This window comes from Asaia bogorensis (genome assembly GCF_900465345.1).
In the GTDB taxonomy this organism is placed as follows: domain Bacteria; phylum Pseudomonadota; class Alphaproteobacteria; order Acetobacterales; family Acetobacteraceae; genus Asaia; species Asaia bogorensis_A.
In genome coordinates this window covers 41,906-66,603 of the sequence record NZ_UEGO01000013.1, presented here as the reverse complement: position 1 = coordinate 66,603, position 24,698 = coordinate 41,906, and the positions used below count along the sequence as shown (strand labels likewise).

At 59.9% G+C, this 24,698-nt stretch carries 22 protein-coding genes; 12 read left to right on the top strand and 10 right to left on the bottom strand.

Annotation, left to right across the window (positions count from 1 at the left end):
- From ED655_RS07620 to ED655_RS07605, 4 genes are read right to left on the bottom strand one after another with little or no spacing between them, the layout of a single operon-like run.
- Complete coding sequence (locus ED655_RS07620; protein ID WP_023977287.1) at positions 1-1,236, bottom strand: D-alanyl-D-alanine carboxypeptidase family protein; 1,236 nt, start codon at positions 1,234-1,236, stop codon at positions 1-3.
- Positions 1,237-1,245: 9 nt separating this feature from the next.
- Entirely contained in the window at positions 1,246-2,112 is an 867-nt protein-coding gene (locus tag ED655_RS07615) for a septal ring lytic transglycosylase RlpA family protein (RefSeq protein ID WP_162993431.1), read from the bottom strand.
- Positions 2,099-3,136 (bottom strand): lytic murein transglycosylase, encoded by a 1,038-nt coding sequence (locus ED655_RS07610; protein ID WP_122049652.1) that lies wholly within the window; start codon positions 3,134-3,136, stop codon positions 2,099-2,101. The genes ED655_RS07615 and ED655_RS07610 overlap by 14 nt, the downstream gene beginning before the upstream one ends.
- A gap of 43 nt (positions 3,137-3,179) precedes the next feature.
- Positions 3,180-3,563: a hypothetical protein gene (locus tag ED655_RS07605; RefSeq protein ID WP_240993559.1), complete on the bottom strand. Its 384-nt coding sequence runs from the start codon at positions 3,561-3,563 to the stop codon at positions 3,180-3,182.
- Positions 3,564-4,118: 555 nt separating this feature from the next.
- On the opposite strand from ED655_RS07605, the gene ED655_RS07600 reads away from it, so the two are divergent.
- The 10 genes from ED655_RS07600 to ED655_RS07550 all read left to right on the top strand — a co-directional run bounded on the left by ED655_RS07600 (position 4,119) and on the right by ED655_RS07550 (position 15,481).
- Positions 4,119-5,141, top strand: a complete 1,023-nt coding sequence (locus tag ED655_RS07600; RefSeq protein ID WP_122049651.1) for a LacI family DNA-binding transcriptional regulator — start codon at positions 4,119-4,121, stop codon at positions 5,139-5,141.
- Positions 5,142-5,473: 332 nt separating this feature from the next.
- On the top strand, positions 5,474-6,889 hold the full coding sequence (locus ED655_RS07595; protein ID WP_122049650.1) for an MFS transporter: 1,416 nt from the start codon (positions 5,474-5,476) through the stop codon (positions 6,887-6,889).
- Between the two features lie 103 nt (positions 6,890-6,992).
- On the top strand, positions 6,993-7,799 hold the full coding sequence (locus tag ED655_RS07590; protein WP_240993558.1) for a 2-keto-4-pentenoate hydratase: 807 nt from the start codon (positions 6,993-6,995) through the stop codon (positions 7,797-7,799).
- Positions 7,800-7,877: 78 nt separating this feature from the next.
- On the top strand, positions 7,878-8,858 hold the full coding sequence (locus ED655_RS07585) for a 2-hydroxyacid dehydrogenase (protein WP_122049649.1): 981 nt from the start codon (positions 7,878-7,880) through the stop codon (positions 8,856-8,858).
- Between the two features lie 113 nt (positions 8,859-8,971).
- Entirely contained in the window at positions 8,972-10,441 is a 1,470-nt protein-coding gene (locus ED655_RS07580; protein WP_240993557.1) for a carbohydrate porin, read from the top strand.
- A 50-nt stretch (positions 10,442-10,491) separates the two neighbouring features.
- Positions 10,492-11,433: a LysR family transcriptional regulator gene (locus ED655_RS07575; RefSeq protein ID WP_122049648.1), complete on the top strand. Its 942-nt coding sequence runs from the start codon at positions 10,492-10,494 to the stop codon at positions 11,431-11,433.
- Positions 11,434-11,527: 94 nt separating this feature from the next.
- Positions 11,528-12,517, top strand: coding sequence for a sugar phosphate isomerase/epimerase family protein (locus ED655_RS07570; RefSeq protein ID WP_122049647.1), 990 nt, complete (start codon positions 11,528-11,530; stop codon positions 12,515-12,517).
- A gap of 331 nt (positions 12,518-12,848) precedes the next feature.
- Positions 12,849-13,610 carry an L-rhamnose 1-dehydrogenase Lra1 gene (locus ED655_RS07560; RefSeq protein WP_122049645.1) on the top strand — a complete coding sequence of 254 codons (762 nt, stop codon included), beginning with the start codon at positions 12,849-12,851 and terminating at the stop codon, positions 13,608-13,610.
- 112 nt (positions 13,611-13,722) lie between these two features.
- Positions 13,723-14,319, top strand: a complete 597-nt coding sequence (locus ED655_RS07555) for a DedA family protein (RefSeq protein WP_122049644.1) — start codon at positions 13,723-13,725, stop codon at positions 14,317-14,319.
- 61 nt (positions 14,320-14,380) lie between these two features.
- Positions 14,381-15,481, top strand: coding sequence for a D-alanine--D-alanine ligase (locus ED655_RS07550; RefSeq protein WP_122049699.1), 1,101 nt, complete (start codon positions 14,381-14,383; stop codon positions 15,479-15,481).
- A gap of 201 nt (positions 15,482-15,682) precedes the next feature.
- On the opposite strand, the gene ED655_RS07545 is transcribed toward ED655_RS07550, so the two are convergent.
- Complete coding sequence (locus ED655_RS07545) at positions 15,683-16,135, bottom strand: MlaD family protein (RefSeq protein ID WP_122049643.1); 453 nt, start codon at positions 16,133-16,135, stop codon at positions 15,683-15,685.
- 128 nt (positions 16,136-16,263) lie between these two features.
- On the opposite strand from ED655_RS07545, the gene ED655_RS07540 reads away from it, so the two are divergent.
- Both ED655_RS07540 and ED655_RS07535 read left to right on the top strand, forming a co-directional pair.
- A complete protein-coding gene (locus tag ED655_RS07540) occupies positions 16,264-17,109 on the top strand; it encodes an undecaprenyl-diphosphate phosphatase (RefSeq protein ID WP_023977273.1) in 846 nt (281 codons plus the stop codon).
- 199 nt (positions 17,110-17,308) lie between these two features.
- Positions 17,309-18,727 (top strand): amino acid permease, encoded by a 1,419-nt coding sequence (locus ED655_RS07535; protein WP_122049642.1) that lies wholly within the window; start codon positions 17,309-17,311, stop codon positions 18,725-18,727.
- 209 nt (positions 18,728-18,936) lie between these two features.
- Here ED655_RS07535 and ED655_RS07530 read toward each other — a convergent pair whose 3' ends face one another.
- From ED655_RS07530 to ED655_RS07510, 5 genes are all read right to left on the bottom strand, one after another.
- Positions 18,937-20,658: a dihydroxyacetone kinase family protein gene (locus ED655_RS07530; protein ID WP_122049641.1), complete on the bottom strand. Its 1,722-nt coding sequence runs from the start codon at positions 20,656-20,658 to the stop codon at positions 18,937-18,939.
- 61 nt (positions 20,659-20,719) lie between these two features.
- Positions 20,720-21,742 (bottom strand): ABC transporter permease, encoded by a 1,023-nt coding sequence (locus ED655_RS07525; protein WP_122049640.1) that lies wholly within the window; start codon positions 21,740-21,742, stop codon positions 20,720-20,722.
- Complete coding sequence (locus ED655_RS07520; RefSeq protein ID WP_122049639.1) at positions 21,732-23,237, bottom strand: sugar ABC transporter ATP-binding protein; 1,506 nt, start codon at positions 23,235-23,237, stop codon at positions 21,732-21,734. The genes ED655_RS07525 and ED655_RS07520 overlap by 11 nt, the downstream gene beginning before the upstream one ends.
- 17 nt (positions 23,238-23,254) lie before the next feature.
- Positions 23,255-24,181: a substrate-binding domain-containing protein gene (locus ED655_RS07515; protein ID WP_031239860.1), complete on the bottom strand. Its 927-nt coding sequence runs from the start codon at positions 24,179-24,181 to the stop codon at positions 23,255-23,257.
- 32 nt (positions 24,182-24,213) lie between these two features.
- Positions 24,214-24,681, bottom strand: coding sequence for an RpiB/LacA/LacB family sugar-phosphate isomerase (locus tag ED655_RS07510; RefSeq protein ID WP_122049638.1), 468 nt, complete (start codon positions 24,679-24,681; stop codon positions 24,214-24,216).
- Between the last annotated feature and the right edge of the window lie 17 nt (positions 24,682-24,698).

Genomic DNA, 24,698 nt, shown 5'->3' with positions numbered 1-24,698 from the left:
TCAGCTATGGGGCGCGGCTTTGGGGCCATGGCCCAGTCGTGCAAGGGCTCGGCCCACCAGCCCGAGGCGCGGCACCGCATTGGCGGCGACGAGATCGAGGCGGATATCCGGCATCCCCTGATTCTGAAGCACAAGTGCACCGATCGTCTGTCCGGCCATGACAGGGGCAATGGCGGGGGACGGATATTCCACGCTGATCTTGCTGCGCTGCTGCCAGCCATGAGGCAGGGTCAGCACGATATCTCGGGTGCCGACGAGCGCGACCTCGGCGGCCTCGCCCATATAGACCGGCATATGATCGACCACCTGACCATGATGGAACAGGGTGACGTTCTCGAAATTGGCGAAGGCCCACCCGAGAAGGCGCTCACCCTCATGAGCACGCTCATTCATGGAAGACGTGCCGTTAATCGTCATGATGATGCGACGGCCATCACGCTTGGAGCTGGCGCACAGACCATAGCCGCCAGCATCGGTGTGGCCGGTCTTGAGACCGTCTGCCAGCCCCTTGTCCACCAGGACGTTGCGATTGCCCTGCTTGATATTGTTGTACGTGAATTCCGTAGCTGAGAAGAGATGGTAATATTCGGGGTAGTCACGGATCAGGTGCATCGCGACGCGGCTGACATCACGAGCGCTCATATACTGCGACTCATCCGGCAGGCCGGTGCAGTTCATGAAGTGAGTGTTGGTCATGCCAAGCTTGGCGGCCGTCTGATTCATCAGATTAACGAACTGCTCTTCCGACCCGGCAATGCCCTCAGCCAATACGATACAGGCATCATTGCCGGACTGAATGACCATGCCTTCAATCAGATCCGAAACGGTCACGCTCTGGCCCAGAGGCACGAACATCTTCGAGCCCTGTGTGCGCCATGCCTTCTCACTGACCGGCAGAGACTGGGTCAGGCTCAGATGGCCCGCCCGGATCATGCCGAACGTGATATAGGCGGTCATCATCTTGGTGAGAGAGGATGGCGGCATGTGCTCGTCCGCTGCTTTTTCCAGCAGGGTTGCGCCCGTATCGAAATCGATGATGCAGGCCCAGCGCGCTACGGTATCGAGCGGGCCGATCGGCGTGGATGCCGGTGTGGCCGTGCTGGCTGTGGCAGCATTCGGGGTGGCTGCCGCCGCAGCGCTGGACGCTACCTTGCCACGTCGCGGGCGCGCGAAAGCAAACTGACTTGAAACGGCTAACCCAGCCGCACCCGAGAGCAGAAAACGTCTTGTCCGCACGTCAACACCTTACCTGGCCACAATATGCGCGCCTGTGCCACCGCATTGGCGCGCCTGGGCTAATGCCCTGTCCGCCTCGGATACAGCGGTGAAGGGGCCCAACGCAACCGTCCACGGCAATGATCCCGCCACACCCGCCGTCTGGCTGATGTCAGCGCCACATTGTGCAGCCACACGTGCAGCCGCTGCATGCCCCGAGAAACTGCCAAGAATCACACGGTAATAGGGCATCTGGGCCTGTCCCTGCATGACCGTTTGCGGCATGTCGGGCACATAAAGCGTCTGGCGTCCGGCCTCACGGTCGTTCTGGTTCATGCCAAGCGTCTGGGTTGTGCCATCATCAAGCGACTGCGCCGTGATGGCCTCGCGTGGGGCTGCGCTGATTTCAAGTTTCGGTGCATTCGGATTGGACTCGGCGATCTGGCGGCTCATGGCCCCGTCCTGCACAATCTCGACCGGTGTCGGCGTGGCATCCATACCAAGAAGAGTCGCTACGCGCGGTGTGACGGCGAGGACCCGAGCTGCGCTCGAGGGGCCACGATCATTCAGCCTGATCCTAACCATACGGCCATTGGCAAGATTGCGCACCGTGACCACAGACGGAAGCTGAAGCGTCTGATGCGCGCCCGTCATGGCATTGGGCGACCAGATTTCGCCATCTGCCGTAACGCCCCCTTTGGGCGCAGTGGCAATTACTGCAAGGCCTGTCTCGTTGAGATCGAAATGCTCGGCAGGATAAAACCAGCTGTCACTCCCCTGCCAGGCACTGCCCACCATGTAATGCGGAGCCGCCTGTCTTGGCGTTTCATGATGGTGGCACCCTGCGAGCCCGATTGTCGCGCCCAGAAGCGCCGCGCTACCCTTAAGCGACCGCATAGCCGAGCAATCCAACGCCGAGAGCATAGAAATCGGACGGGTTATAGCGCCGGATCACATCGAAATTGCGATAGACCATGAAGGCGTCCGTGCCGGGACCATCTGGGCGAATGACAGCGCCCGTTACATCACTGCGCGAGAAGGCGGACCCATCCTCGCGGCGCACACCAAGCGCCATCCATGAGGCAAGCGTCTGCTTGTTACCTCGCCCAAGCTGCCCCTGCGGGATATCCTTTGTGAGCGTAACGGCCTGACCCCAAGGGGCGTCGGGTTCCCAGCCACTGCCATGCAGATAATTGGCAACCGAGGCGAATACATCCTGCTCGCTGGTCCAGATATTGCGTCTGCCATCATGATCGGCATCAACAGCGTAGTGCAGATAGGCGCTGGGCATGAATTGCGGCTGCCCCATTGCCCCTGCGTAAGAGCCAAGCATCGCTTCTGGCTGAATGTCGCCATGATCGAGAATCTGAAGCGCCTTGAACAGCTCGCCACGGAAGAAGCTGGCGCGCCTGCCGTCATAAGCGAGTGTCGCGAGCGCATCGATGACCGAGAATGTACCGATCTTGCGACCGAAACCTGATTCCAGCCCCCAGATGCCGACGATGACCCGTGGATCGACCCCGTACATCTTGCCTGTGGCTTCAAGCATCTGCGCACGCTGCTGATAAGCGGCCTGCCCCTGGCTGATGCGTGTCGTGCTGATCACACGTTCGCGATACTGGGCCCAGGTCAGGGTAAATTCCGGTTGATGCCGGTCAAGCTTGATGACGCGCGCATTGGGTTCGCGTGTTAGGGCGAAGGCACGCGACAGAGTCGAGGGGGCGATTCCCTTGCCTATGGCCTCGCTGCGCAGGGTGTCGAGAAAGGCAGCATAACTGCCGCCCGATACACCGGAAGTAGCCTGCTTATGAACATGGGCACTCCCTTTGTGCCCAAGCGTTCCGGCAAGGCTGGTCCCGTACAGGCAGGGGGCGGCCGCTGTCGCGGCCAGTATAGAACGTCGGGTAAGCACCAATGTCATCCTTGCCTGTTTATCTGCCAGAGGGTGCCGCCCCCGGTTCAGCTCAGGGATGAAGCTTTCGACCCTCGGCAGCACCATGCATGATGAAGTGCAGGAATGGATTGATCGTCAAGGGAATGTCCGGGTTCGCAGCAATATATTCGGCGACGCTGAAATGGCCATTGGGGTCGCGGCCTTCGAGATAACCATGCGTCATGAAGTGCTCGACAGCATCCATCCCGCAGGCACCGACATCAGGATAGGCTGCAAGATACCAGTTCGAATCGAAATAAAGCGCTTCGGCTGGGTAAGTCAGGCCCTGATATGTCTCGGTATCAGGCGTGGGCTCTGCAGCGCGATCAGACTCCGAAGTAAACGCGGTATTCGTTTCTTCAGCGGTCAGGGGTGCTGTGACGAGCGGCTCTTCTGACGGGTTTGCCGCAGGCACAACTGCCGCCTTTCCCTCAGGGGCCGAAGCAGGGGCGTCTGGCTGGTCTTTTTTTCGTATTGTGGTCGTTCGGGACCGGGCTGCTTTTGCCAAGAGAGAATCCCCCAGTTTATTCTACGCGCTCTGCTGACCCCAAGAGACAGGAGGCGCATTTCCTGTCATTGGATCGTGATCTACCCATCCGCCGGTGTGCATTTTTTCGACCGATGGCCAGACCGTTAATAACCGTTTACCCGCCGCGTTGGTACTTGAACAAAAGTGGTCGGTGCCGCTGCGATCCGGGTTTGAACGTCATGCAGGTTCTATGACACGCCTGCATCCTGGTCCAGTGACAAACTGCGTGAATATCGTTGATTTGCAAAGTATTACAGAACCGACATGCGAAATTCGATAAGAATACGAAATAATAATGATCATCTGTGCTGACAGATCGGTGGATAGGTGCCTGGGTTCTGCTATCTCAATGCGGTGTGTTTGCCTCTTGTTGACGGTGAATGATACGTCTGCCGTCAGCATCGTTATTTTACCATTACAAACAACGGAGACCTGTATTCCATGAAGCGCGAGCGAAGGGCGAGTACTGTCAGTTTGCTGGATGTCGCGCATGAGGCTGGTGTTTCACGCGCCACAGCGTCGCTTGTTTTACGCAACAGCCCCCTCGTTGCGGCCTCAACGCGCGAGAAGGTTCAGGCGGCCATGCTGAGACTTGGATATATCTATAATCGCGGCGCTGCCAACCTCAGGCAGAAACGCACAGGCACTATAGGTCTTGTGCTTTCCAATATTGCCAATCCGTTTTTCAGCACGCTGACGGCTGGCGTGGAAGAGGTCAACGACACGCAGGAGATCGTTTCCATCATCGCCAATAGTGGTGAATCTCCGGCGCGTCAGACAAGGCAGATCCAGCGCCTGCGAGAACATAACATAGATGGTCTCATCATATGTCCGGCAATCGGCAGCGATGCCGGGCTCATTGCTGATCTCGACCGGCTCGGCCTGCCTTTCGTTCAGGTCCTGCGTGAGGTGCCTGACGCACAACGTGATTATGTGACAGCAGATTATGCAGCAGGGATCGGGGCCGCCCTCGCCTATCTCGATCGCATCGGGCGAAAACGGGTTGTCTATGTCGGCAACATGGAAACGCACTCGGCTGCGTTAGCCCGCGTACAGGGTTTTCGCGAGGCCGCAGCGCATCTCGGTATGAGTGACGTGGCGATCGTCAATGGGACGAAAGATAGTCACTATGACGAACGCGTATTCGAGGCACTGCTGGACTCTTCTGACCCGCCGGAAGCAGCGATCTGCTATAATGATATCATAGCGCTTGCCCTGATGAACCAGCTGCATCGCAGAGGCGTTCGGGTGGGCGGTCACGACAGGGATGGTTTTGCCGTGATTGGCATGGACGATCTCGCCGCCGCGGCGGCGGCTTATCCCGCTTTGACCACGATTGCCACGATGCCTCGTCTGATCGGTGCGGCTGCGGCTCGCCTCCTCCAAAAGCGTATGGCGCGACCTGCGCGTGCATACGAGAAGCAGGTTATTGCTCCAGAGCTTATCCTGCGTGAAAGCGCATAAGGCGCTGCGTGATTTTATCCGCCGTTTTTCACGAGATATCACACAGGAGTGAAAGATGTTTCACATTTTATGTGTGACTTCTTCTCCGGAATGGCGTTCAAAGTCATTACAGATTTGTTAGTTCCGACAGATTCTTCCCTTCCAAGGTAGCCCTTCCCCACAGGTTCAATTCCCTGATCGCTCATTTAGACCGATCTAAATTGGCAAGGGAGGGTCCGACGGAGTGTAGCCAGGCGGTGTGTGATGACCCTTCTCGATCTCATGTCGACAACCAGACCGGGCCGCATTGGCGGCCTCGCAACAGCGGTTCTCCAAAGCGTGGAGGAGGCATCATGGTGAGCCTCGCATTGTCAGGAAACAGTTCGACCGTCGGCTTGCGTTCTGCCCAGGCCGAGGCGAGTGAAACACAGCGTCCGGAAATGTCCGCGCAGGAACTGCGCCGCGCCGCGTGGACCTGCTCGATTGGCAGCGCGATGGAGTATTACGACTTCGCGCTCTACAGCCTCGCCTCTGCCCTGATTTTCGCGCCGCTCTTTTTCCCAAGCAATATTCCCGGCCTCGGTCTGGTGGCGAGTTTTGCAACCTACTTCATCGGTTTTGCGGTGCGGCCTCTGGGGGGAATCTTCTTTGGTCGGCTGGGTGATCGCTATGGCCGCAAGCGCGTATTGCTGCTCACTGTCACGCTGATGGGTCTCGCCAGCGCACTTATCGGCCTTATCCCGACTTACAAGAGCATCGGCATCATGGCGCCCTTTCTGCTCGTTTTCCTTCGTATGGCGCAGGGCTTCGGCGCTGGCGCGGAGCAGGCCGGGGCCGCCGTCATGATGACAGAATGTGCTCCGCGCAAGCGTCGTGGCTACTACGCGGCCCTGCCTTTTCTTGGCATCCAGATCGGGACGGTCGCGGCGGGACTCATCTATTATGCCATGCTGACCGGCGTTCCGGATATTACCCAGACCATGCTCTGGCGCGTTCCCTTCGTCGGAAGTGCTGTCCTGCTTCTCATCGCGCTTTACATGCGCATGAGGCTCAAGGAATCACCGACTTTCGCCAAGATCAAGGAAGATGAGCGTCATGAGGAGACAGGCTCGCTGCGCGAGACGCTGACGGCCTCATGGCGGCCGATCCTGGCAGGAATGGGTCTGCGTATGGCTGAAAACGGGGGCTCGTCGATCTATCAGGTGCTCGCCATCAGCTATCTCGTGCACACGATCGGCATGAACAGCCAGTGGGGTACTCTGGTCCTGATCGGCGCGGCACTTGTGGGTGGTGTAACCATCCCCGTTGCAGGATGGCTGAGCGATCGCTTCGGACGTGTGCGTGTCTACCGTGGCTTTGCGATACTTCAGGCCGTCAGCGCCCTGCCCGTCTGGTATGTCTTCAGTCAGGGCCATCCTGTTCCCTCGGCCATCGCCCTGTCTTTTGCGCTGGGGGTGGCAACCTGGGGAATGTTCGGCACGCAAGGGGCCCTGTTGCCCGAAATGTTCGGCCTGCGTCATCGCTACACGGCTGTCTCGTTCACGCGCGAGTTTTCCTCCGTCATCGCGGGTGGCGTGTCGCCAATGGTTGGACAATTCCTCATCGCGATGTTCGCAAGGTTTCATATTGGCGGCGTCGGGAGTGGCAAATACGCCTGGATCCCGCTCTCCGCTTACGTCGTCTTTCTGGCATGTCTTGCCATCCTCGCGACCTTCTATGTGCCCGAAACCAGAGGGCGCGATCTGATGGCGCAGGAAGATGCGCTGTGAAGAGCCCCAGATACGCGATCATGGCCTTCGCATGGACTGTTGTGAGTCCGGGCCTCATCGCACCGCATCGTATTCACTTTTCTGATCGACCGGGAGTTTCCGCATGATCACACTCGACCTCGCCCCGCCCGGTGACATCCCGACTGTCTGCGATGCGGCGTCAGCTGCGGCGCATCTGTTGAATGGTCGCCGTACACGCGCCCCGCTGCAGGCGCTGGACGACAGCGAGGTGCCCCGGACAGAGGACGACGCCTATCGCATACAGGACGCTGTTGCCGCTGCGCTGATCGCCGATCAGGGCAACATCATGGGCTGGAAAGTTGGCGCGCCCTCGCCCACCGGGCTTCCGTTCGCTGCCCCCCTGCATAAAGCGACCCTCTTTGATGAGGATACGACGCTGGCACCGGGTTTATGCCGTTATCGCGGGGTGGAAGCGGAAATCGTCTATCGTCTTGGCCGTGACCTGCCATGGCGCGACCAGCCCTGGTCGCTGGACGAGGTGATGGACGCCATCGACAGTGTCCATACCGCCATCGAAATCATCGACACACGTTTCGTGCGGCCCGGCTCCCAGCCACGGCTCGTGCATCTGGCTGATCAGGCGAGCCACGGCGCACTCGTAATCGGCAAAGGTACGAAGGCGTGGCAGCGTCTCAGCCCTGTTTGCGAGACGGTTCGTCTCGCCTTCAGTGATGGTCGTGTGATCGAGCATATCGGTGGCAACTCGGCGGGCGATCCGCGTCGCCTGCTGGTCTGGCTGGCCAATCACGCAATGGGGCGAGGTATCCCCCTCATGGCGGGCTGCATGATCACAACGGGCTCGATGACAGACACGATTTTCGTTCCGCCGGGCACGACGGCTATGGCGAGGATCGCCCATCTCCCGCCTGTCACGGTTGAGATGCCCTGACAACGGCGCGCCACATTCAAATCGACCCGTCAATCGGGTCGGACCCCCGACTCTCTTGCAGAAATAGGACATTCCCCCGTGAAACCTCATATCCTTCTTATCGAACCCATGATGCCTTTCGTGGAAGCCGAGCTCGAGCAAGGCTACGTGCTCCATCGCTGGCATGGTGAGACGCTTCCCTCCGGCGTGTCGATACGCGGGGTGGTGACCGGCGGCGGTACGGGGCTGCCTCGCAAGTTGATGGACGCGCTGCCGGATCTGGAGATCATCACCATCAACGGCATCGGTACGGATGCGGTAGATCTGGTCGAGGCTGCGCGCCGCAATATCGCCGTGACCGTCACACGTGATGTGCTGACCGACGATGTGGCCGATCTCGCGATGGCCCTTATGCTGTCAGCCCTGCGGGACCTGTTGCCCGGTGATGCGCTGGTTCGACAAGGGCTATGGGGTAGCAAGGGGTTGCCGCTATCGCGCAAGGTCAGCGGGGCGAAACTCGGCATTGTGGGCATGGGTCAGGTCGGGCAGGCCATCGCGCGGCGGGCGCAGGCCTTCTCCATGCCGGTTTCGTATTTCAGCCGCAGGGACCTCTCCCTGCCGGGGATTCCGTTTGTGGCTGACCTCAAGGCGCTTGCTGAAGCCAGCGACGTTCTGGTTGTTGCGGCCTCGGGCGGGGCGCAGTCCCGCCATCTGATCAGCGAGGATATTATCGAGGCTGTCGGGCCTGAGGGGCTTCTGGTGAACGTGGCGCGTGGCAGCGTGGTCGATGAGGAGGCCCTGGTCAGCGCGCTTCAGGACGGGCGGCTTGGCCGCGCCGCGCTCGACGTGTTTGCTGATGAGCCGCATGTGCCGCAGGCGCTCACGACCATGAGTAACGTCGTGCTGCAACCGCACCGCGCCAGTGCCACCATCGAGACGCGTACCGCTATGGGGCGGCTCGTGCTGGATAATCTGGCGGCTCATTTCGCGGATACCCCGCTACTGACGCCTGTGTTCCCTGCAACCGTTCCTGCGCCATCGGCGCCTGTAGCGGCGCGCGAGGCCGAACCCGCAAGCTAGGCAGCGCCAGAACAGCGCCTGGAACCACGCAGCGAAAAGCCTGCGTGGGGTTGGGCGGCAGGCCGTGTGACCGTGATCTGCGCCCGTTGAGGCGCAGGCAAGGATAGTCGCTCATGAAATCGAGTTTCCTGCTGAGGGCCGCGCCAGTCGCGCGGTCAACGAACCCGCTCGTCCATCGCTCGGGGCTCCTCCCGGCGGGTCTGGGGTGCAGCCTCTTATGCCTCGCCCTGACCCAGAATGCCTGGGCGCAGTATCGAGGGCCGATCTCCGAAACCGCGCCGCTTTTTGCCCTTGATACACCGACTTCTTACGCCAATACGGCGTTTACGCCCCCGGTTGAAAGCGTGGTTCTGCCGTGGGAACGGCTGATCAAGCGCCTCAATCGCAAAGGCATTGGCATTGTAGCTGATTATACCAGCGAAAGTGCCATGGTGCTCAATGCCGGTCATGCGGGTGATGCGGGCTACGCCCATCAGATTGGCGTTGAGCTTGATCTCGACTGGTCCAGACTTGTTGGATGGAAAGGCTTCATTACTCATGCAGTCATCGTCAATCGTGCCGGGCATAATCTGGCGTCAGATCTTGGCGAACGTTCGTTAAACGGGTTTCAGGAAATCTATGGCGGCGGCGGCAATGTCGGGGTGCATCTTGTCTACGTCTATGGCACGCAGGATTTGCTGCACAACCGCATGCAGATTGCGCTGGGCAAGATGCCCGTCAATATCGACTTCGCCAATTCACCCCTGTTCTGCACCTTCATGAACAAATCCAATTGCGGCATTCCGAAATCGCTGACGCGCACAGCCGCAGGCTATGGCACCTATCCTGGCTCGACCTGGGGAACGCGTGTGCGTTACTGGCCGCTGCACGGCATTTATGTTCAGTCGGGGTTATACGGCGTCAATCCGTATCTCAATTCCAACCAGTATGACCGCACGGGTTTCCGGATGGGTACAGAGCTCTATACCGGCGTTTATGTGCCCACAGAGATCGGTCTGATCCCGTCTTTTGGCAAAAACCAGCTTGTCGGGCATTACAAGTTTGGCGTGGCCTATGATTCCTCGAACTATCGCGATCTCTATTACGATAACAATATGAATGCCGCTGCCGCAACGGGTCAGCCCTATAGATGGACCAATGGCAAGACGCAGATCTGGCTGCAAGGTGACCAGATGCTCATACGCAATGGCCATGGCCCTTTGCAGGGACTCTATGCGCTCGCGGGTGCAACGAAAAGCGAGGGCCAGAACAGTGTGTATGACTGGCAGGTTTATGCCGGGATTGTCGATCGCGGGATCATTCCGTCACGCCCGAAAGATACGTTTGGCCTCGAGTGGTCAGAGACCTTCGCCAGTCGCCAGCTTGTGGCGTCACAATGGATACGATATCGGCGCGGACTTTCCCTGCCGGGTTCTGCCACCTACCCGCAAAGCCATCTGATGACGTTCGAGGCGACCTACAGCATTCATGCTTTCCGTGGGCTTTCGATCCAGCCTGACTATCAGCATATCTGGCGCACCAATCTGCAGGCGGACAAACCGCAGGTCGATGCAATCGGCCTCAAGATTCATGCCGTGCTCTGACGGTAAGGTTGTGAGGTGACAGAGGGCAGCAAAGCCGTCACCCTCTGCTCATGATGGACGCGCTTATCTTCCGGCTGAAATTCAGGCAGCTCCTGCTTCTGCAGCAGATCAGCCTTGAGCCGTCTCTCAATCGTGCAGCGCGCTCACTCAACCTGTCACAGCCAACCGCATCGAAACTGTTGCAGGATATGGAGGATGACCTCGGGGCACAGCTCTTTGAGCGGCATTCCCACGGTCTGACCCCAACTGCCGCCGGACGGGTTGCGATACGTCACGCCGAGAAAATTCTGGCTGATCTCGGGCGCCTGCGCGAGGATCTCCATGCCGTCAAACGCGGGCTGACAGGGACTGTCAGTATCGGTGCGATTGGCGCCGCGCTCCATGAAATTGCGACCCCGGTTCTTGCGTCAACAACGCGTAGCCACCCCGAAATCAGTCTTACCCTCAGGGTGACCACCAGCGATGATCTCATGGCCCTTCTGCAATCGGGGCGGATCGATCTCGCCTTAGGCCGCCCGACGGAAGGCATCGGCCATGATCTCCTCACCATTGAGGAGATATCTGATGAGCCGCTCCTGGTAGTTGCAGGGTGCGGCAATATCCTGTTCCAGGCAGAGGCGCTCGACCTCGATGCGCTGATACAGCAGCGATGGATCGTGCAGATGCAGCCCAGCCCGCTCCGCCGTGCATTCGAGGGCATATTCACGATGGCGCGATTGCCCATGCCCCAGCGCCTGACCGAACTCTCCTCTGTTCTCGCGACAATCGACCTGCTTACGCAATCCGACATGGTCTCGGTCCTGCCCCGCTCGCTTTACAGGATGTTCGAAAAGACGGGCATGATTGGCGAATTACCGGTTTCGCTGCCTGATATCATCGGGCCCTATCATCTCATCCGGATGCGAGACCGTGCCCTGTCACCCGCAGCACAGTTCGTATGGGAGGCTCTAAAGGAGCGGGCTATCGGAAAAGCCGATAGCGGCATCGGATAACTCTGATCGACAAGGCCATCTGCACCGTCTTTGCTTGGCCGCGTCTGGTGCCGACTTTCAATGTGCCGGACGCATCGTTGCAAGGAATGTGATCATGTCCGCCCCGGTCGAGAACGCCCCCACCCCCCAATCCACAGCAACAGACAACAAATCAGAACACCGCTACAACGCGAAAAACTGGCCGATCGCCGCGGCCATGATCCAGTATCCCGCCGTTCTGGCAGATGGCAGCTCGGTGCAGGATCAATCCGCCGAGGGTTGGGCCAAGGCGATATCGGAAGTGTCCCGTGCAGGATTCACGGAAATCGACCCGACGGATAGCTGGCTGCGTGTGGCAGACCTGACGCCAGCACGCCGACGCGAGTTTCTGGCGCTCTGCACCAATGCCGGCCTGACCATCCCAGCAATCTCGACCTCGCGACGCTCAGTGATCGATCCTGACCCGACGAAAGCCGATGCCTATCTGGCCTATATCCATCGGGTGATCGATGTGGCGCCGGAGATGGGCGCAAGCGAAATCGCGGTTGGCTTCGCAACAGCACTGAACGATGCCCAGAAGAAGGCACTCTGGTTCTGGACCGCTCAGGGTCATCGTGACCCGGAAGATAAGGCTGTGTGGCAAAAGGCGGTTTCACGTATCCGCGAACTTGCCGACCATGCAGCAAGCGTGGGCGTGACGCTTTCACTCGAAATGTACGAGGACACCTATCTCGGGACGGCTGATTCCAGCGTTCGCTTTATTCAGGATGTCGATCACCCGGCCTGCGGGATCAATGCTGATATTGGCAACCTTGTGCGGCTGCATCGTCCGGTCGAGCACTGGCACAGCATGATGGTCAAGCTCGCCCCCTATCTGCGCTACTGGCATGTGAAGAACTACCTGCGTACCGAAGATGCGACGACCGGGATGATCGTTACCGCGCCAGCGCCGATGGAGCAGGGTGTGATCAGCTACCGGGCTGCCATCGCGATGGCTCTGGAATATGGGTACTCAAGCCCGTTCCTGGTCGAGCATTATGGCGGTGACGGCCTGAGTGTTGCGGCCCGTAACCGCGACTATCTGCGCCAGATCCTGCCGCTCTAGGTTTGGCACAGGGGAACTGGGCCGGTCGGGCGGTATGGCCCCTCTCCGGAGTAGCCAATGATCAGCATTGCTTTTCCCTTAAGAGTGTCGTGTCCATCGCCTTTGGGGCTCGCGCAGAGCTGAATTGAGCATGGTGCTTTGCCGCCGCTACAACGCGGTTTGAGGGAGCCCCCCGTCTGGCTCGCAAGGGCCAATCCAGAACCTGGTCCATCAAACGTAAGTCGGGGTTAAGGGGGGCATTGAGGTATGGTTGGGCCGCAGCGCGATTTGCTTCCGTCAAGGCCAGAGCGTGCAGGCTCAACATGCGACCGGATAGAAGGAGACGAAGCTCATGCTGCTTGAAGGTAAGGTATTCGCGATTACAGGTGGCGCTTCAGGCATCGGCAAGGCGGCGGCCCTGGAAGCAGCGCGGCAGGGCGCTGACGTCGCCATAACCGACATCGTGGCCCCCGAGACTGTTCGCAGTCTTCTCGATGAGATCGAGGTAACCGGGCGGCGCGCCTTGTACCTGCAGGGCGATGTGGCCGAGCCGGAAACGGCAGTCCGTTTCATGAGCGCTATCGAGTCACAACTGGGCGGTCTGGACGTTTTTGTCAGCAATGCCGGGATCTGCCCGTTCCACGCCTTTCTCGACCTGCCGCCGGACGTGTTGAAGAAGACAATCGGCGTCAATCTGCTCGGGGCCTATTTCATGGTGCAGGCTGCGGCCAATCAGATGGTCAGACAGGGGCGCGGCGGGGCGATCATTGCGGTGTCGTCCATCTCGGCTCTGGTTGGAGGGGAGTTCCAGACGCATTATACGCCTACCAAGGCGGGCGTTCACTCGCTCATGCAGTCCACAGCCATTGCTCTGGGGCCACATAACATTCGCTGCAATTCAGTGTTGCCCGGCACGATAAGGACGCCGATCAATCAGGAGGATCTGGCCGATGAAGGGAAGGCCAGCGCAATGATCGCGCGCATCCCGCTCGGCAGGCTGGGCGAGCCGGAAGATCTGGCAGGGCCAATCGTCTTTCTGGGCTCGTCACTTGCCAGCTATGTCACGGGTGCCGCCCTGCTGGTCGATGGCGGCTGCTTTGTAAATCTCCAATAGGTTACGGCGTCGTCGCTCCGCCTCAGGGCGTTACAATCGGATCCTGCAAGTCAGGAGCGATTCGCAATTGCCCTGTTGGCGTTTTGGGGTTTGCCGTGGCACATGATGCGCCATGTCCGATGGCACCCCTCTTCATACCAGTTCGCTCTACCACCTCCTCTCGATTGCCGGTGCGGCGTGGTGGTCCAAGGGACTGGCTGTCATCATCGGCACATTCATCCTTGAGGATGCCACGACCATGATTGCGGCCATGGCGGTGGATGATGGTCGTCTCAGCGTCGCGCTGGCGCTTGTCTCCCTTTATATCGGCGTGGCTGTGGGCGATCTCGGGCTCTACGGCCTGGGTGCCGTGGGCGCGAAATGGCCCCCTGCCCGGCGCTGGCTGACCATGCCGCGCCATGACAAGGGGCGCAGCTGGTTTCACCGTAACGTCGTACGCACCGTCGTGATAAGCCGTTTCATCCCGGGGGCCCGTCTGCCGCTCTATACGGCTTGCGGGTTTTTCCGGGCACCATTCGGCGCGTTTGCTGCCAGCGCGGTAGTCGCTACATTGATCTGGACCTCGCTCCTTTTCAGCGTGTCGTTGCATGTGGGTGGCTGGATGTCGGTCCATTTGGCGAGCTGGCGCTGGTTTGGGATCGCGGGGTTCATACTGACCATCCTTTTCGTCGGGCGTCTGATTGCCCGGTTTCAGACTTTCAGTGACTGAGTGGCAGATGCTTCAGACGACACACGGATTCCCCGACTCTTCCGATTGCGATGACACCGGCATGGGCGCAGAGACCGCAACCAGGCAAGGAGAAACAAAGAAGGAGCCGCATCCACTCTCGTTGTTCGAGTTTTGGCCCGGGTCGATTTTCTATACGCCGATCGTTCTGTACTGGATCGGTCTCGGTCTGCGATATGGCGATTTCAGCGTACCCAGTGCGGCGAACCCCCTGATCGAAACGGGCGGGCTCTGTGGCGAAAGCAAGAGCGGTATTCTCGATCTGGCCGGTCCGGTCGCTACACGCTGGATCGCGCCCTATGTCACGCAGATGTTGCGTAAGGGACGCCGCAAGGACGATGCGCGTGAACTGGTCGCCGCCATGAGGACGAAGGGCATCGATTTTCCAGCCGTGATCAAGCCGGATATCGGGTGCAACGGAACCGGGGTGAAGCTCGTCCAGAGTGAGGACGCGCTGCTCGGGGTGCTCGAGACGTTCCCTTCCAATGTGCGTATCATGGCGCAGGCACTCGCCACCGGGCCTGTCGAGGCCGGGCTGTTCTACATCCGTGAGCCGGGCGCTTCCTCAGGGCGCATCACCTCGATCACCTACAAGGAAGCGCCGATCGTTGAGGGAGATGGTGCTGCGACCATACGCGAGCTCATTGCGCGCGATACGCGAACCAATCTGCTGCCCGACATCTATCTGCCGCGCCTCAAGGATCGTCTTGATACGGTTCCTGCCAAGGGGGAGCCGGTGCAGCTTGTCTTTACCGGCAACCATTGCAAGGGCTCTATCTTCCGCAACGGTTGCGCCGATGCCACCCCCGCGCTCACACGTCGCCTTGACGAAATCATCGGCGATATCCGCGAATTCCATTTCGGTCGTATCGACGTCAAGGCGGCCTCGATCGAGGCTTTGCGACGCGGTGAGGATTTCGAGATCATCGAACTCAACGGCGTCGGATCCGAGGCCACACATATATGGGATTCACGCACGACGCTGTGGGAGGCGTATCGCGCGCAATTCTATCACTATCGCATGGCGTTTCGTGTCGGGGCGATGAACAGGGCACGAGGCTGGAAAACCTGTGGGGCCTATACGATGCTGCGCTACTGGCGCAAGCAAAGACGCCTTCTCGCACTCTACCCCCTTAACGACTAAGGGTATTCGACAGTATCGGGCGCAAATTGATGGCTGTCGTCCCGAGCGCCGCTCCAGCTAGATGGCGTTTTGCTGAAACCGCCTTGGTCGTCTGGCCGGACAATTTTTGCGGGTGCTATGGATACGTACACAAGCCTGCGCGCGGTGCCTCAGCCCCCCTGCCCGCCTTGTTGGATCACCCCCATTCAGGGGCGATGCGGCCTACTGAATGCCGGACCCGAAGATATAGTTGCTGACCTGCTGCTCAAGCGATGTGGGCGCCTGGGTGTTGGTGATGGTGCCATCTGAGGGCAAACGCTCGCGGGACGTGCCAGGCTCGATGGTCAGAGCGTTTTCCGAGGTCATCGTCGGCGCAGCGATGGTCAGGATCGTGTCTGAAGGCAGCGACAGATGGCGGTCGATGGAGAAATCGACCTGCGCCATCTGTGTGGCCGGGTCGAGGCTGATTTTCTGGACCGTACCGACACGGACGCCTGCCAGCACGACGGCAGCGCCTGCGTCCAGCCCATTGGCAGAAACGAAGCGGGCATGAAGCTTCTGGGTGTCTCCTGACGGGCCATGCCGCTGTGCCACGGCAAAGACAGCAAAGCCCGCTGCGATAGCCAGCACCATTGTGCTGGCCAGAATCGCGCCGCCCCGGTTTTTTGCTGCCATATCTGCGTCACCTGCCTGTTATATCAGCGGAACTCTTCGCCCGAGTTGCGGTGACGGTCAAGCGCGGGCTTGCGATCCGTGCCGCAGTAAGGCAGGAGATGGAAACATTTATTTCATACTGAGCTGACATGACGCTGCTTCAAGCACTGGTTCTGGCCATCGTCCAGGGACTGACCGAACTCTTCCCCGTGAGCAGTCTCGGCCATGCAGTCCTCCTTCCCGCCCTGCTTCACTGGAATCTGGACGAGCGGAGCGAGCTGTTTCTGCCTTTTCTGACGATGCTGCATTTTGGCACGCTGGTTGCGCTCTTCTGCTTCTTCTGGCGTGACTGGCTGGCCATTTTTACCGGTGCAATCGGGATGCATGGTGCGGCCCGCCGAGAGGAAGCCATCCGTATTCTGGTGCTTCTGGTTGTGGCCACCATTCCGGTGGTCATCTTCGGTGCGGCGTTCGAGCACAAGCTGAAGGTCATTTTCGGTACGCCTGCTGCTGTGGCGATCTTCCTGATCCTGAACGGTGTGATCCTGCTCGTTACCGAGTGGATGCGGTCTTACAAGGGGCGTATGCCCCAGCGTGCCATTGCCGACATGTCGGCCCGCGATGCGGTGGTCATCGGGCTATGGCAGTGTCTGGCACTCTTCCCCGGCATCTCGCGTTCGGGTTCGACCATCAATGCGGGGCTTGTCTGTGGGCTCAATCATGAGACAGCTGCCCGGTTCTCGCTGCTCATGGCGCAGCCTGCGGTTCTGGCGGCGACCGTGCATGAGGCATGGCAGCTCCGTCATATGAGTGTCAGCCCGGACATGATCCGCATTTCCATCATCGCGGCTATCGCGGCGGGTGTGACGGCGCTCATCAGTACGGCTGTTCTGCTGCGTTATTTCCGCAATCATGAGCGCTGGGCGTTGTCGCCTTTCGCCTTCTATTGCATGGGAGCCGGTGCCGTCTCCCTCGTCGCACTCGTTCTCTTTTGATAACGAAATAATTTCCACTTTGACAGCCGATCCGGCATGATCGGCTTTTCCACTATGGGCGATTAGTATCATTCCTGACCTGGCCGAACCTCCACCCTCCGCATCGAACTCCGCAAGCCGACGCAAGACGCTCGAACAGGTCACGGCTGATTACGAAACCAACGGGCTCAAGCGCTCGCTGACGGCCACGCAGCTTGTGATGCTCGGTGTCGGCTCCACGATCGGCGCTGGCATCTATGTCATGACCGGCACAGCTGCCGCCGAGTATGCGGGGCCGTCCATTCTTGTCTCGTTCATCATCGCGGCGCTGGCCTGTCTCTTTACGGCCTTCTCCTACGGCGAACTGTCCTCCAGCCTGCCTGTGTCGGGGTCGGCCTATTCCTACGCCTATGTGTCGATGGGTGAGAAGGCCGCCTGGACGGTCGGGTGGCTGCTACTGCTCGAATACGGCATCTCCTGTGCCGCTGTCGCGTCCGGCCTGTCAGGCTATGCCACGAGCCTGCTCTCAAGCTTCAATATGCATGTCCCGGCGGCACTGAGTCAGGCAACCTTCCAGACCGTGCCGGGAAGCGGCGGCATGGCCATCACCTCGGGCTGGCGCTTTGACCTTGTCGCAACGCTGGCCATTGCGGTGGTGACGGCCTGTCTGGTGCGCGGCGTACAAGAGTCAGCACGCGTCAACACGGTGATCGTATTCATCAAGGTCGGGGTGCTTTTCCTGTTTGTCGTGTGCGGTCTTTTTGCGCTGCATCCCTCCTATTGGCACCCCTTCATTCCTGAGTATCGCGGCGGGTTCCAATACGGCATCCCCGGCATGTTCCGTGCGGCCTCGATCATCTTCTTTGCCTATGTCGGGTTTGAGGCTGTCTCGACAGCATCGGCCGAGGCGCGCAACCCGCGTCGGGATGTGCCGATCGGGATTATCGGCAGCCTTGTGATCTGCACGATCGTTTATGTGTGTGTGGCGTCCATCCTGATCGGTATCGTGCCCTACCAGCAGCTCAATGTGGCCGATCCGCTCGCAATCGCCGTGCGCGCCATGCATCAGCCGTGGCTCGCCCTGTTCGTCAATCTCGGCGCCACGATCGGGCTTTGCTCGGTATTGCTGGGCCTGCTTTACGGACAGACACGCATCTTCTTTGCAATGAGCCGCGACGGGCTGCTCCCCCCGATCTTCGCGTATGTGCACAAGCGCTACCACACGCCTTGGACCGGGACGATCCTGCTAGGTATTCTGGTGGCTCTCGCCACGGCGACATTGCCAATTGACGTGATCAGCGATCTTGTCAGCATCGGGACGGCAGCCGCCTTCGGTATTGTGTGCTTCACGGTTATCTGGCAGCGCAACAAGCACCCTGATATGCCAAGAAGCTTCAGTGTTCCGCTGGGGGGCGTCACCATCAGGGGATGGTGGATTGGCGTCACCCCGACGCTGGGCATCCTGTTCTGCCTCGTGATGATTGCGCCGCTTTTTGCCGACATGGCCCGCGCCCTGATGCACGGCAATCCGGTCCCGGCCCTGTTGCTGATCGCTTATGCGGGGCTCGGATTTGCGACCTACTGGTTCTACTCCCGGCACAACTCCCGCTTTGCCACCGGAGGATCATCCTCTCCCTGAGGCATGACGTGCGGATGTCTGACGAGGGGCCGTTTTTCCGCCGCTCATGACGTTACCCACAGATTTGGTGGATGCGTTCGTGGGCAAGCTTGTGGATAAGCTGGGCATGGGACGTGAATAAGGGGGGCATGAGAGCCCCCCTTTCCAGCTTGCTTCAATTGGTCTTGAACGCAGTGGCCTGGTGAGCCGCCGAGTTTAACCTCGCGATGTTACTTCACAGCGAGCGAGGCAAGCGCCTCACCCACGACACGGGCACTAAGCGCCATGGAAATTGCACCAGCGTCAGGATAGCCTTTGCTGCGCTCGCCATGAGTGCGTGCGCGACCCAGTCGCGGCAGGAGGTCTTTCGTCGCCTCGGCTGCGGTGGTTGATGCCTTGGCGGCTTCGTTCCAGGCTTTCGAGACATTCTCTCCCTGGCGCAGGCCCTGCTCGAAGCGTTCCACGAGGGGGACCAGAGCATCCATAAGGGTCTTGTCACCCGGCTTCGCCTTGCCAAGGGCTGTAATCTTTTCCATTGCGCGACGCAGGCCGGTCGAAAGGCTCTGGGCATCGGGCACGGCAGAATCATCGAAGGCTGTGCTGAAGGCGAACAGCCCTGCCCCCCACAAGGCGCCCGATGTGCCGCCGGCACGATCCGCCCAGGCATCTGCTGCCGCTGCGAGCACTGTCGCAGGGCCCGCCCCGGCCTCAACAGCGGCCAGTGCGGCCTTGGCCGAAGCAGCCGCCCCACGGGCCATTCCTTGTCCGTGGTCGCCATCGCCCGCGTGAGCGTCGATTTGCCCAAGCTCGGCCTCGGCCTCTGTCAGGGCGTGTGAGAGCTTGACCATGATGGAGGCCACACAGCGACCGCCATCGCGTCCGGCATCGGTAAGGGATTTCATGTAAACGGCCGGGGCATCTGTCAGCACCGACAGGGCATGATCCTGCACGCGGGTCACCGCGTTGCGGCGGAATGCCGCGCTATCCACCGGGGCACACCAGAAACGCTCGAGCTCTTCATCGAGCCATGTGATGGTCAGTGAGCATCCGGCCATATCAAGGCTGGTGATGTATTCCCCGGCGATGGGTGCGACCAGGGTATATCCGGCATTTTCGAGATAGGGGATGATCGCTTCCCACAGCACGAAAAGCTCTTCATATTTCGTCCCGCCCAAGCCATTCAGCAGCGCCGTGATGCGCGATCCCGCCTTCGGGGGTGCTTCCTTCAGCAGACGCTCGCACAGGATGGCAGCCAGCGCTTCGGGGCGCATGAGATCCTGCTCATCAATGCCCTGCTCTCCATGAACACCAAGGCCGAGCGCAACACGGCCATTCGGGACATGGAAGAGCTTCTCGGTTTCACCAGGCAAGGTGCACCCGTCGAACGCCACACCGAAAGAACGGGTACGCGCATTGGCACGCTGGCCCACCGCCTCGACCTCGTCGAGGGAGAGACCTGCCTCGGCCGCAGCCCCCGTGATCTTGAAAACAGGTACGTCGCCTGCCGTGCCACGACGTCTGCTGGCCTCCTCGGCAGGGGCGCTTGCGATGTCGTCTGTCGTGGCGATCATCCGGGCATCGATCCCCTCGGCGCGAAGGCGTTCTGCGGCGATACTGAAGTTCAGCACGTCACCAGCGTAATTGCCGTAGCCGAGGACAACGCCGCCACCCAGATTGGCCTGCCGGGCGATGCGCAAAATGGCCTGCGTAGAGGGCGAAGCAAAGACGTCGCCCGCTACAGCGGCATCCGCAAAGCCGGTGCCGACATAGCCGTTGAAGGCCGGGAAATGCCCGGACCCGCCACCGACCACCAGAGCCACCTTGCCCTTGGCACCGGGCTGACTGCGCAGTACGCCGCCACGGACCGGCTGGACGATGTCGCGATAGAGGCTGGCAAAGCCACGCAGGGCCGATGTCGCGAAATTCTCGGCGTCACCACAGATCTTGGTCATGAAGATATCCTCGATAGGGTCCGCGATGAAGGCACTGGGTGACCCCCGCAGGGGCCCCCTGTCAGGCCTCGCGGTTGAAATAGCGTCTTGCGATTGAGTCGAAGGAAATGGCGGCAACGACGATCCCGCCGCTGACGATCGATTGCCAGTAGGGCGAAATGCCGAACAGCACGATGACGTTCTCGATAATGCCTATGATGACCGCGCCCAGCACGGCACCGAATGGGCTGCCAAGGCCGCCTGTCGTGGCGACACCGCCGATAACGGCCGCTGCAATGGGGGCAAGCACCCAGGTATCGCCAATGGAAGGCTGGGCTGTCCCGAGGCGGGCAACCATCACGATACCTGCCAGTGCGGAAAGGAAGCCTGCCGTTGCGAAAGCGCAGACGCGAATGGCGTCTACCCTGATGCCAAGCATCCGTGCAGCGGCATTATTGCTGCCAATGGCATAGACATAGCGCCCCAGCGGGGTGCGGATCATGACGAAGGACACGATCGCAAGGCAGACGAGCAGGATCACGAAGGGTACGGGCAGCCCGAACATCATGCCTCGGCCAAGGAAACCGATATCACTCGGGATCCCGGTAATGGCGACGCCCTTGGTGAGCACCAGATTGGCGCCTCCATAGACACCGGCCATGCCGATGGTCAGCACCAGGGAGTGCAGGCGCAGCCTGGTGATGAGCAGGCCATTGAGCAATCCGCACCCCGTTCCGAGCGCGAGGCAGAGAATGAGGGAAAGCCACGGGTCGAGGCCTGCCTGAACCATGAGCAGGCCACCTGCCACCCCGGCGAGGCCACCAATGGCACCGACGGAGAGGTCTAGCTCACCGAGGATCATCAATATGGCCTGACCGATCGTGACGAGCCCCACGAAAGCCAGCGAGCGCGCAATGATCTTCATGTTGAACGCGGTCAGGAAGTGAGATGACAGCGAGCAGGACAGCACAAAGATGACTACCAGCGCCACGATCACACCGCAGAGCGGGTTGGCCGCCAGAGCCTTGATGCGGGCGCCCGCGCCGGGGGCTGCCGCGACCGCTGCGCCATCGGGCTGGGGAAGCGTTGAGGGTTCATGCGACATGTCTGGTCTCCGGTGAGCCAATGATCGAGGCGACCAGCGTGCTGACATCCGTCTTGTCGTGCTCGAAGGAACCGTTGATACGGCCGGAATAGAGGGTGATGATGCGCGTGGCGCAACGCTGCAATTCGTTCATTTCGGACGAGACGAGAATGATCCCGACGCCCTCTTCCGCAAGGCGTTGCATGATCCGGTAGATCTGGAACTTGGTGCCGATATCAATGCCCTTCGTCGGCTCATCGAATATGAGCAGGCGAGGCTTGCGTGCCATGGCGCGGCCGATGATTGCTTTCTGCTGGTTGCCGCCAGAAAGAAACATGATCTTCTTCGCCGCTGACGAGGTGCGGACATCGAAACGCTGGATGATCTCACGGACGATCTCTTTCTCCCGCCTGGGGGAGATCAGCCCGCCCGTGGAGATGTCATCGGTGACAGCAAGCGCGATGTTTTCGCGCACACTGAGCATCGGGAAGATACCGTGATGCTTGCGTTCTTCAGAGAGGTAGATCATCCCGGCCTTGACGGCTTTATCGGGCCTGTTGGGGGCGATGACCTTTCCATCGAGCATCACCTGGCCGCTCCGGACTTTGCGGAAACCGAACATGGCCTGCATGATTTCGGAACGGCCTGCGCCAACCAGTCCCGCAAAGCCGAGGATTTCGCCTTTTTTCAATTCGAAGGAGATATCCTCGAACCCGGGCCCGCACAAATTCTCCACTTTGAGGATTGTCTCGCCCGTGCGAGAGGCCGGATCGGACTGGAATTGTTCGTCCAGCTTGACCGTACTGCCCGACATCAGGCGGATCAGTTCGTTTTCGGTCATGCCCTCCATCGGGAAACTGCCAACGCTGCGACCATTGCGCAGCACGGTGACCGTATCGCCCAGCGAGAAGATTTCCTCCATCTTGTGGGAGACGAACACGATGGCCACGCCCCGGTCGCGCAGATCACAGACGATACGGAAAAGCTGTTCTGTCTCACGGGCTGTCAGCGATGAGGTCGGCTCATCGAGGATCATGACCCCGAAATCTTCCTGTGTGGCCGCGCGGGCAATCTGCAAGAGCTGCTGATCGGGCACGCTGATTTCGGCGACCTTCTGATCGGGGCGCGCATGAATGCCAAAACGCGCGATATACTCGGCGGCCTTGGCCTCCATGGCTTTTTCGGAAACGGTGACTGTGCCGAAGCCCGAGCGGGCGAACGGCATGAACATGTTTTCCGCAACGGTCAGGTAGGGGAAGAGATTGAGTTCCTGGGGAACATAGGCCACCCGCCGGAAAAGCCTGTGGTCGTGAAGGGCATCGGCATCGTCAATCACCAATGTCCCTTCATCGGGTCTGACCAGGCCGGAAAGAGTCTTGATGAGGGTGGATTTGCCCGCCCCGTTTTCCCCGGCAAGGATATGCACCTTGCCGGGTTCCAGGGTCAGGTCGATATGGTCAAGCGCTACGACACCCGGATAGGTCTTTCGTATGCCTGTTGCCTTGAGAAGGACCATGGCCCTGCTCCCATCGCTTACTTGGAGAGAGTCGCTTTGGTGATGATGTCGATGCCCGTATCGATGTTCTTGGGCGTCTGCTGGCCCATCGCCTTCTGCCAGGCAGCGATTACGGCCCAGTAGCCCTGCATTTCAGGGCGGCTCGATGCGGAGGAATCCACCACGCCATCCTTGATGAGCTGGAGCATGTCACTCAGGTTATCGAGCCCGACTTCCTTGACCTTGCCCACCTTGTCGCTCTCGCGAATGGCCTGGCCGATACCCACGGGGCCGGCCGCATCACAGGCGACCCAGCCGCCAAGATTGGGGTGGGCCTGCATGATGGCCGAAGCCTGCTTCTGAGCCGTTTCAATGCTGTCATTGTCGATGCCCGTAGCAACGACCTTGATGTCGGGATATTTGGCAAAAACCTTGAGTTCACAACGGGCGCGCAAGGCATGATTGGGGGCGGTTGGAACACCCATCATGATGGCGACCTCGCCCTTGTGGTCAATCAGCTTGGCCAGCCGTTCGGCGGCCAGCGTGCCCTGCTCGCAGAAATCCGCCCCGACTGCCGTGATATCCATGCCTTCGGGAGGAAGGGAGTCGAACACCGTCATCGGGATCTTCTCGTCAACCGCTTCCTGCATGGTCGAGCGATTGCCCTTCTCATCGAGAAGATCGAGGATCAGGCCATCAGGATGTGTCGCAATGGCCCGTTCGATGATGTCGTTCTGGGTCGAGACATCGGCCGTTTGCGGTGCACGATATTCCACCGTGATGGTGCGCCCGGTTGCCTTGCTGAGCAGTTGGGCAGCCGACTGGGCACCATTATTGGCCTTGTCGAACCAGGGATGCACGGCTTTCGGTATCATGACAAAACGCATCGGCCCGTTCTCCGGGGCCGCATGAGCGGCCAACGGAGCGAGAAGGAGGGATGCGGTAGCGAGCAGGACTTTTTTCATGAAATCAGACCTTATGTGGTCGTGTTAATCCATTACTTGCAGGCGTTTGGCGAATACTTCTTGTCGAGAGCATCGATGCCATCGACGTTCTTCTTGGAAGCACTCGCCGGGTCGAATTCTTTTGCAAGGAAGGAATCGACAATCGTCTTGGCCAGCTCGGCCCCGACGACACGTGCGCCCAGTGTGATGATGTGGGCATTATTCGACAGGGCGGCGCGCTCGGCCGAATACGCATCGTGAGCCTGAGCTGCGCGGATACCAGGGATCTTGTTGGCTGAAATCGCAACCCCGATACCGGTGCCGCAGCACAGGATGCCGCGCTCATATTCGCCTGAGAGAATGGCGTGACCCACGCGCTCGCTCAGTTCGGAATAGAGTTCGCTTTTCGCATCGACGGGGCGCGAGAGATCGACCGCATCGACACCCTTGGCCTTGAGATGGGCCACGATCTGCTGGGCCAGACCTTCACCGGCGCTGTCGCCACCAACTGCAATTTTCATGATCGTTTTCCTTGATC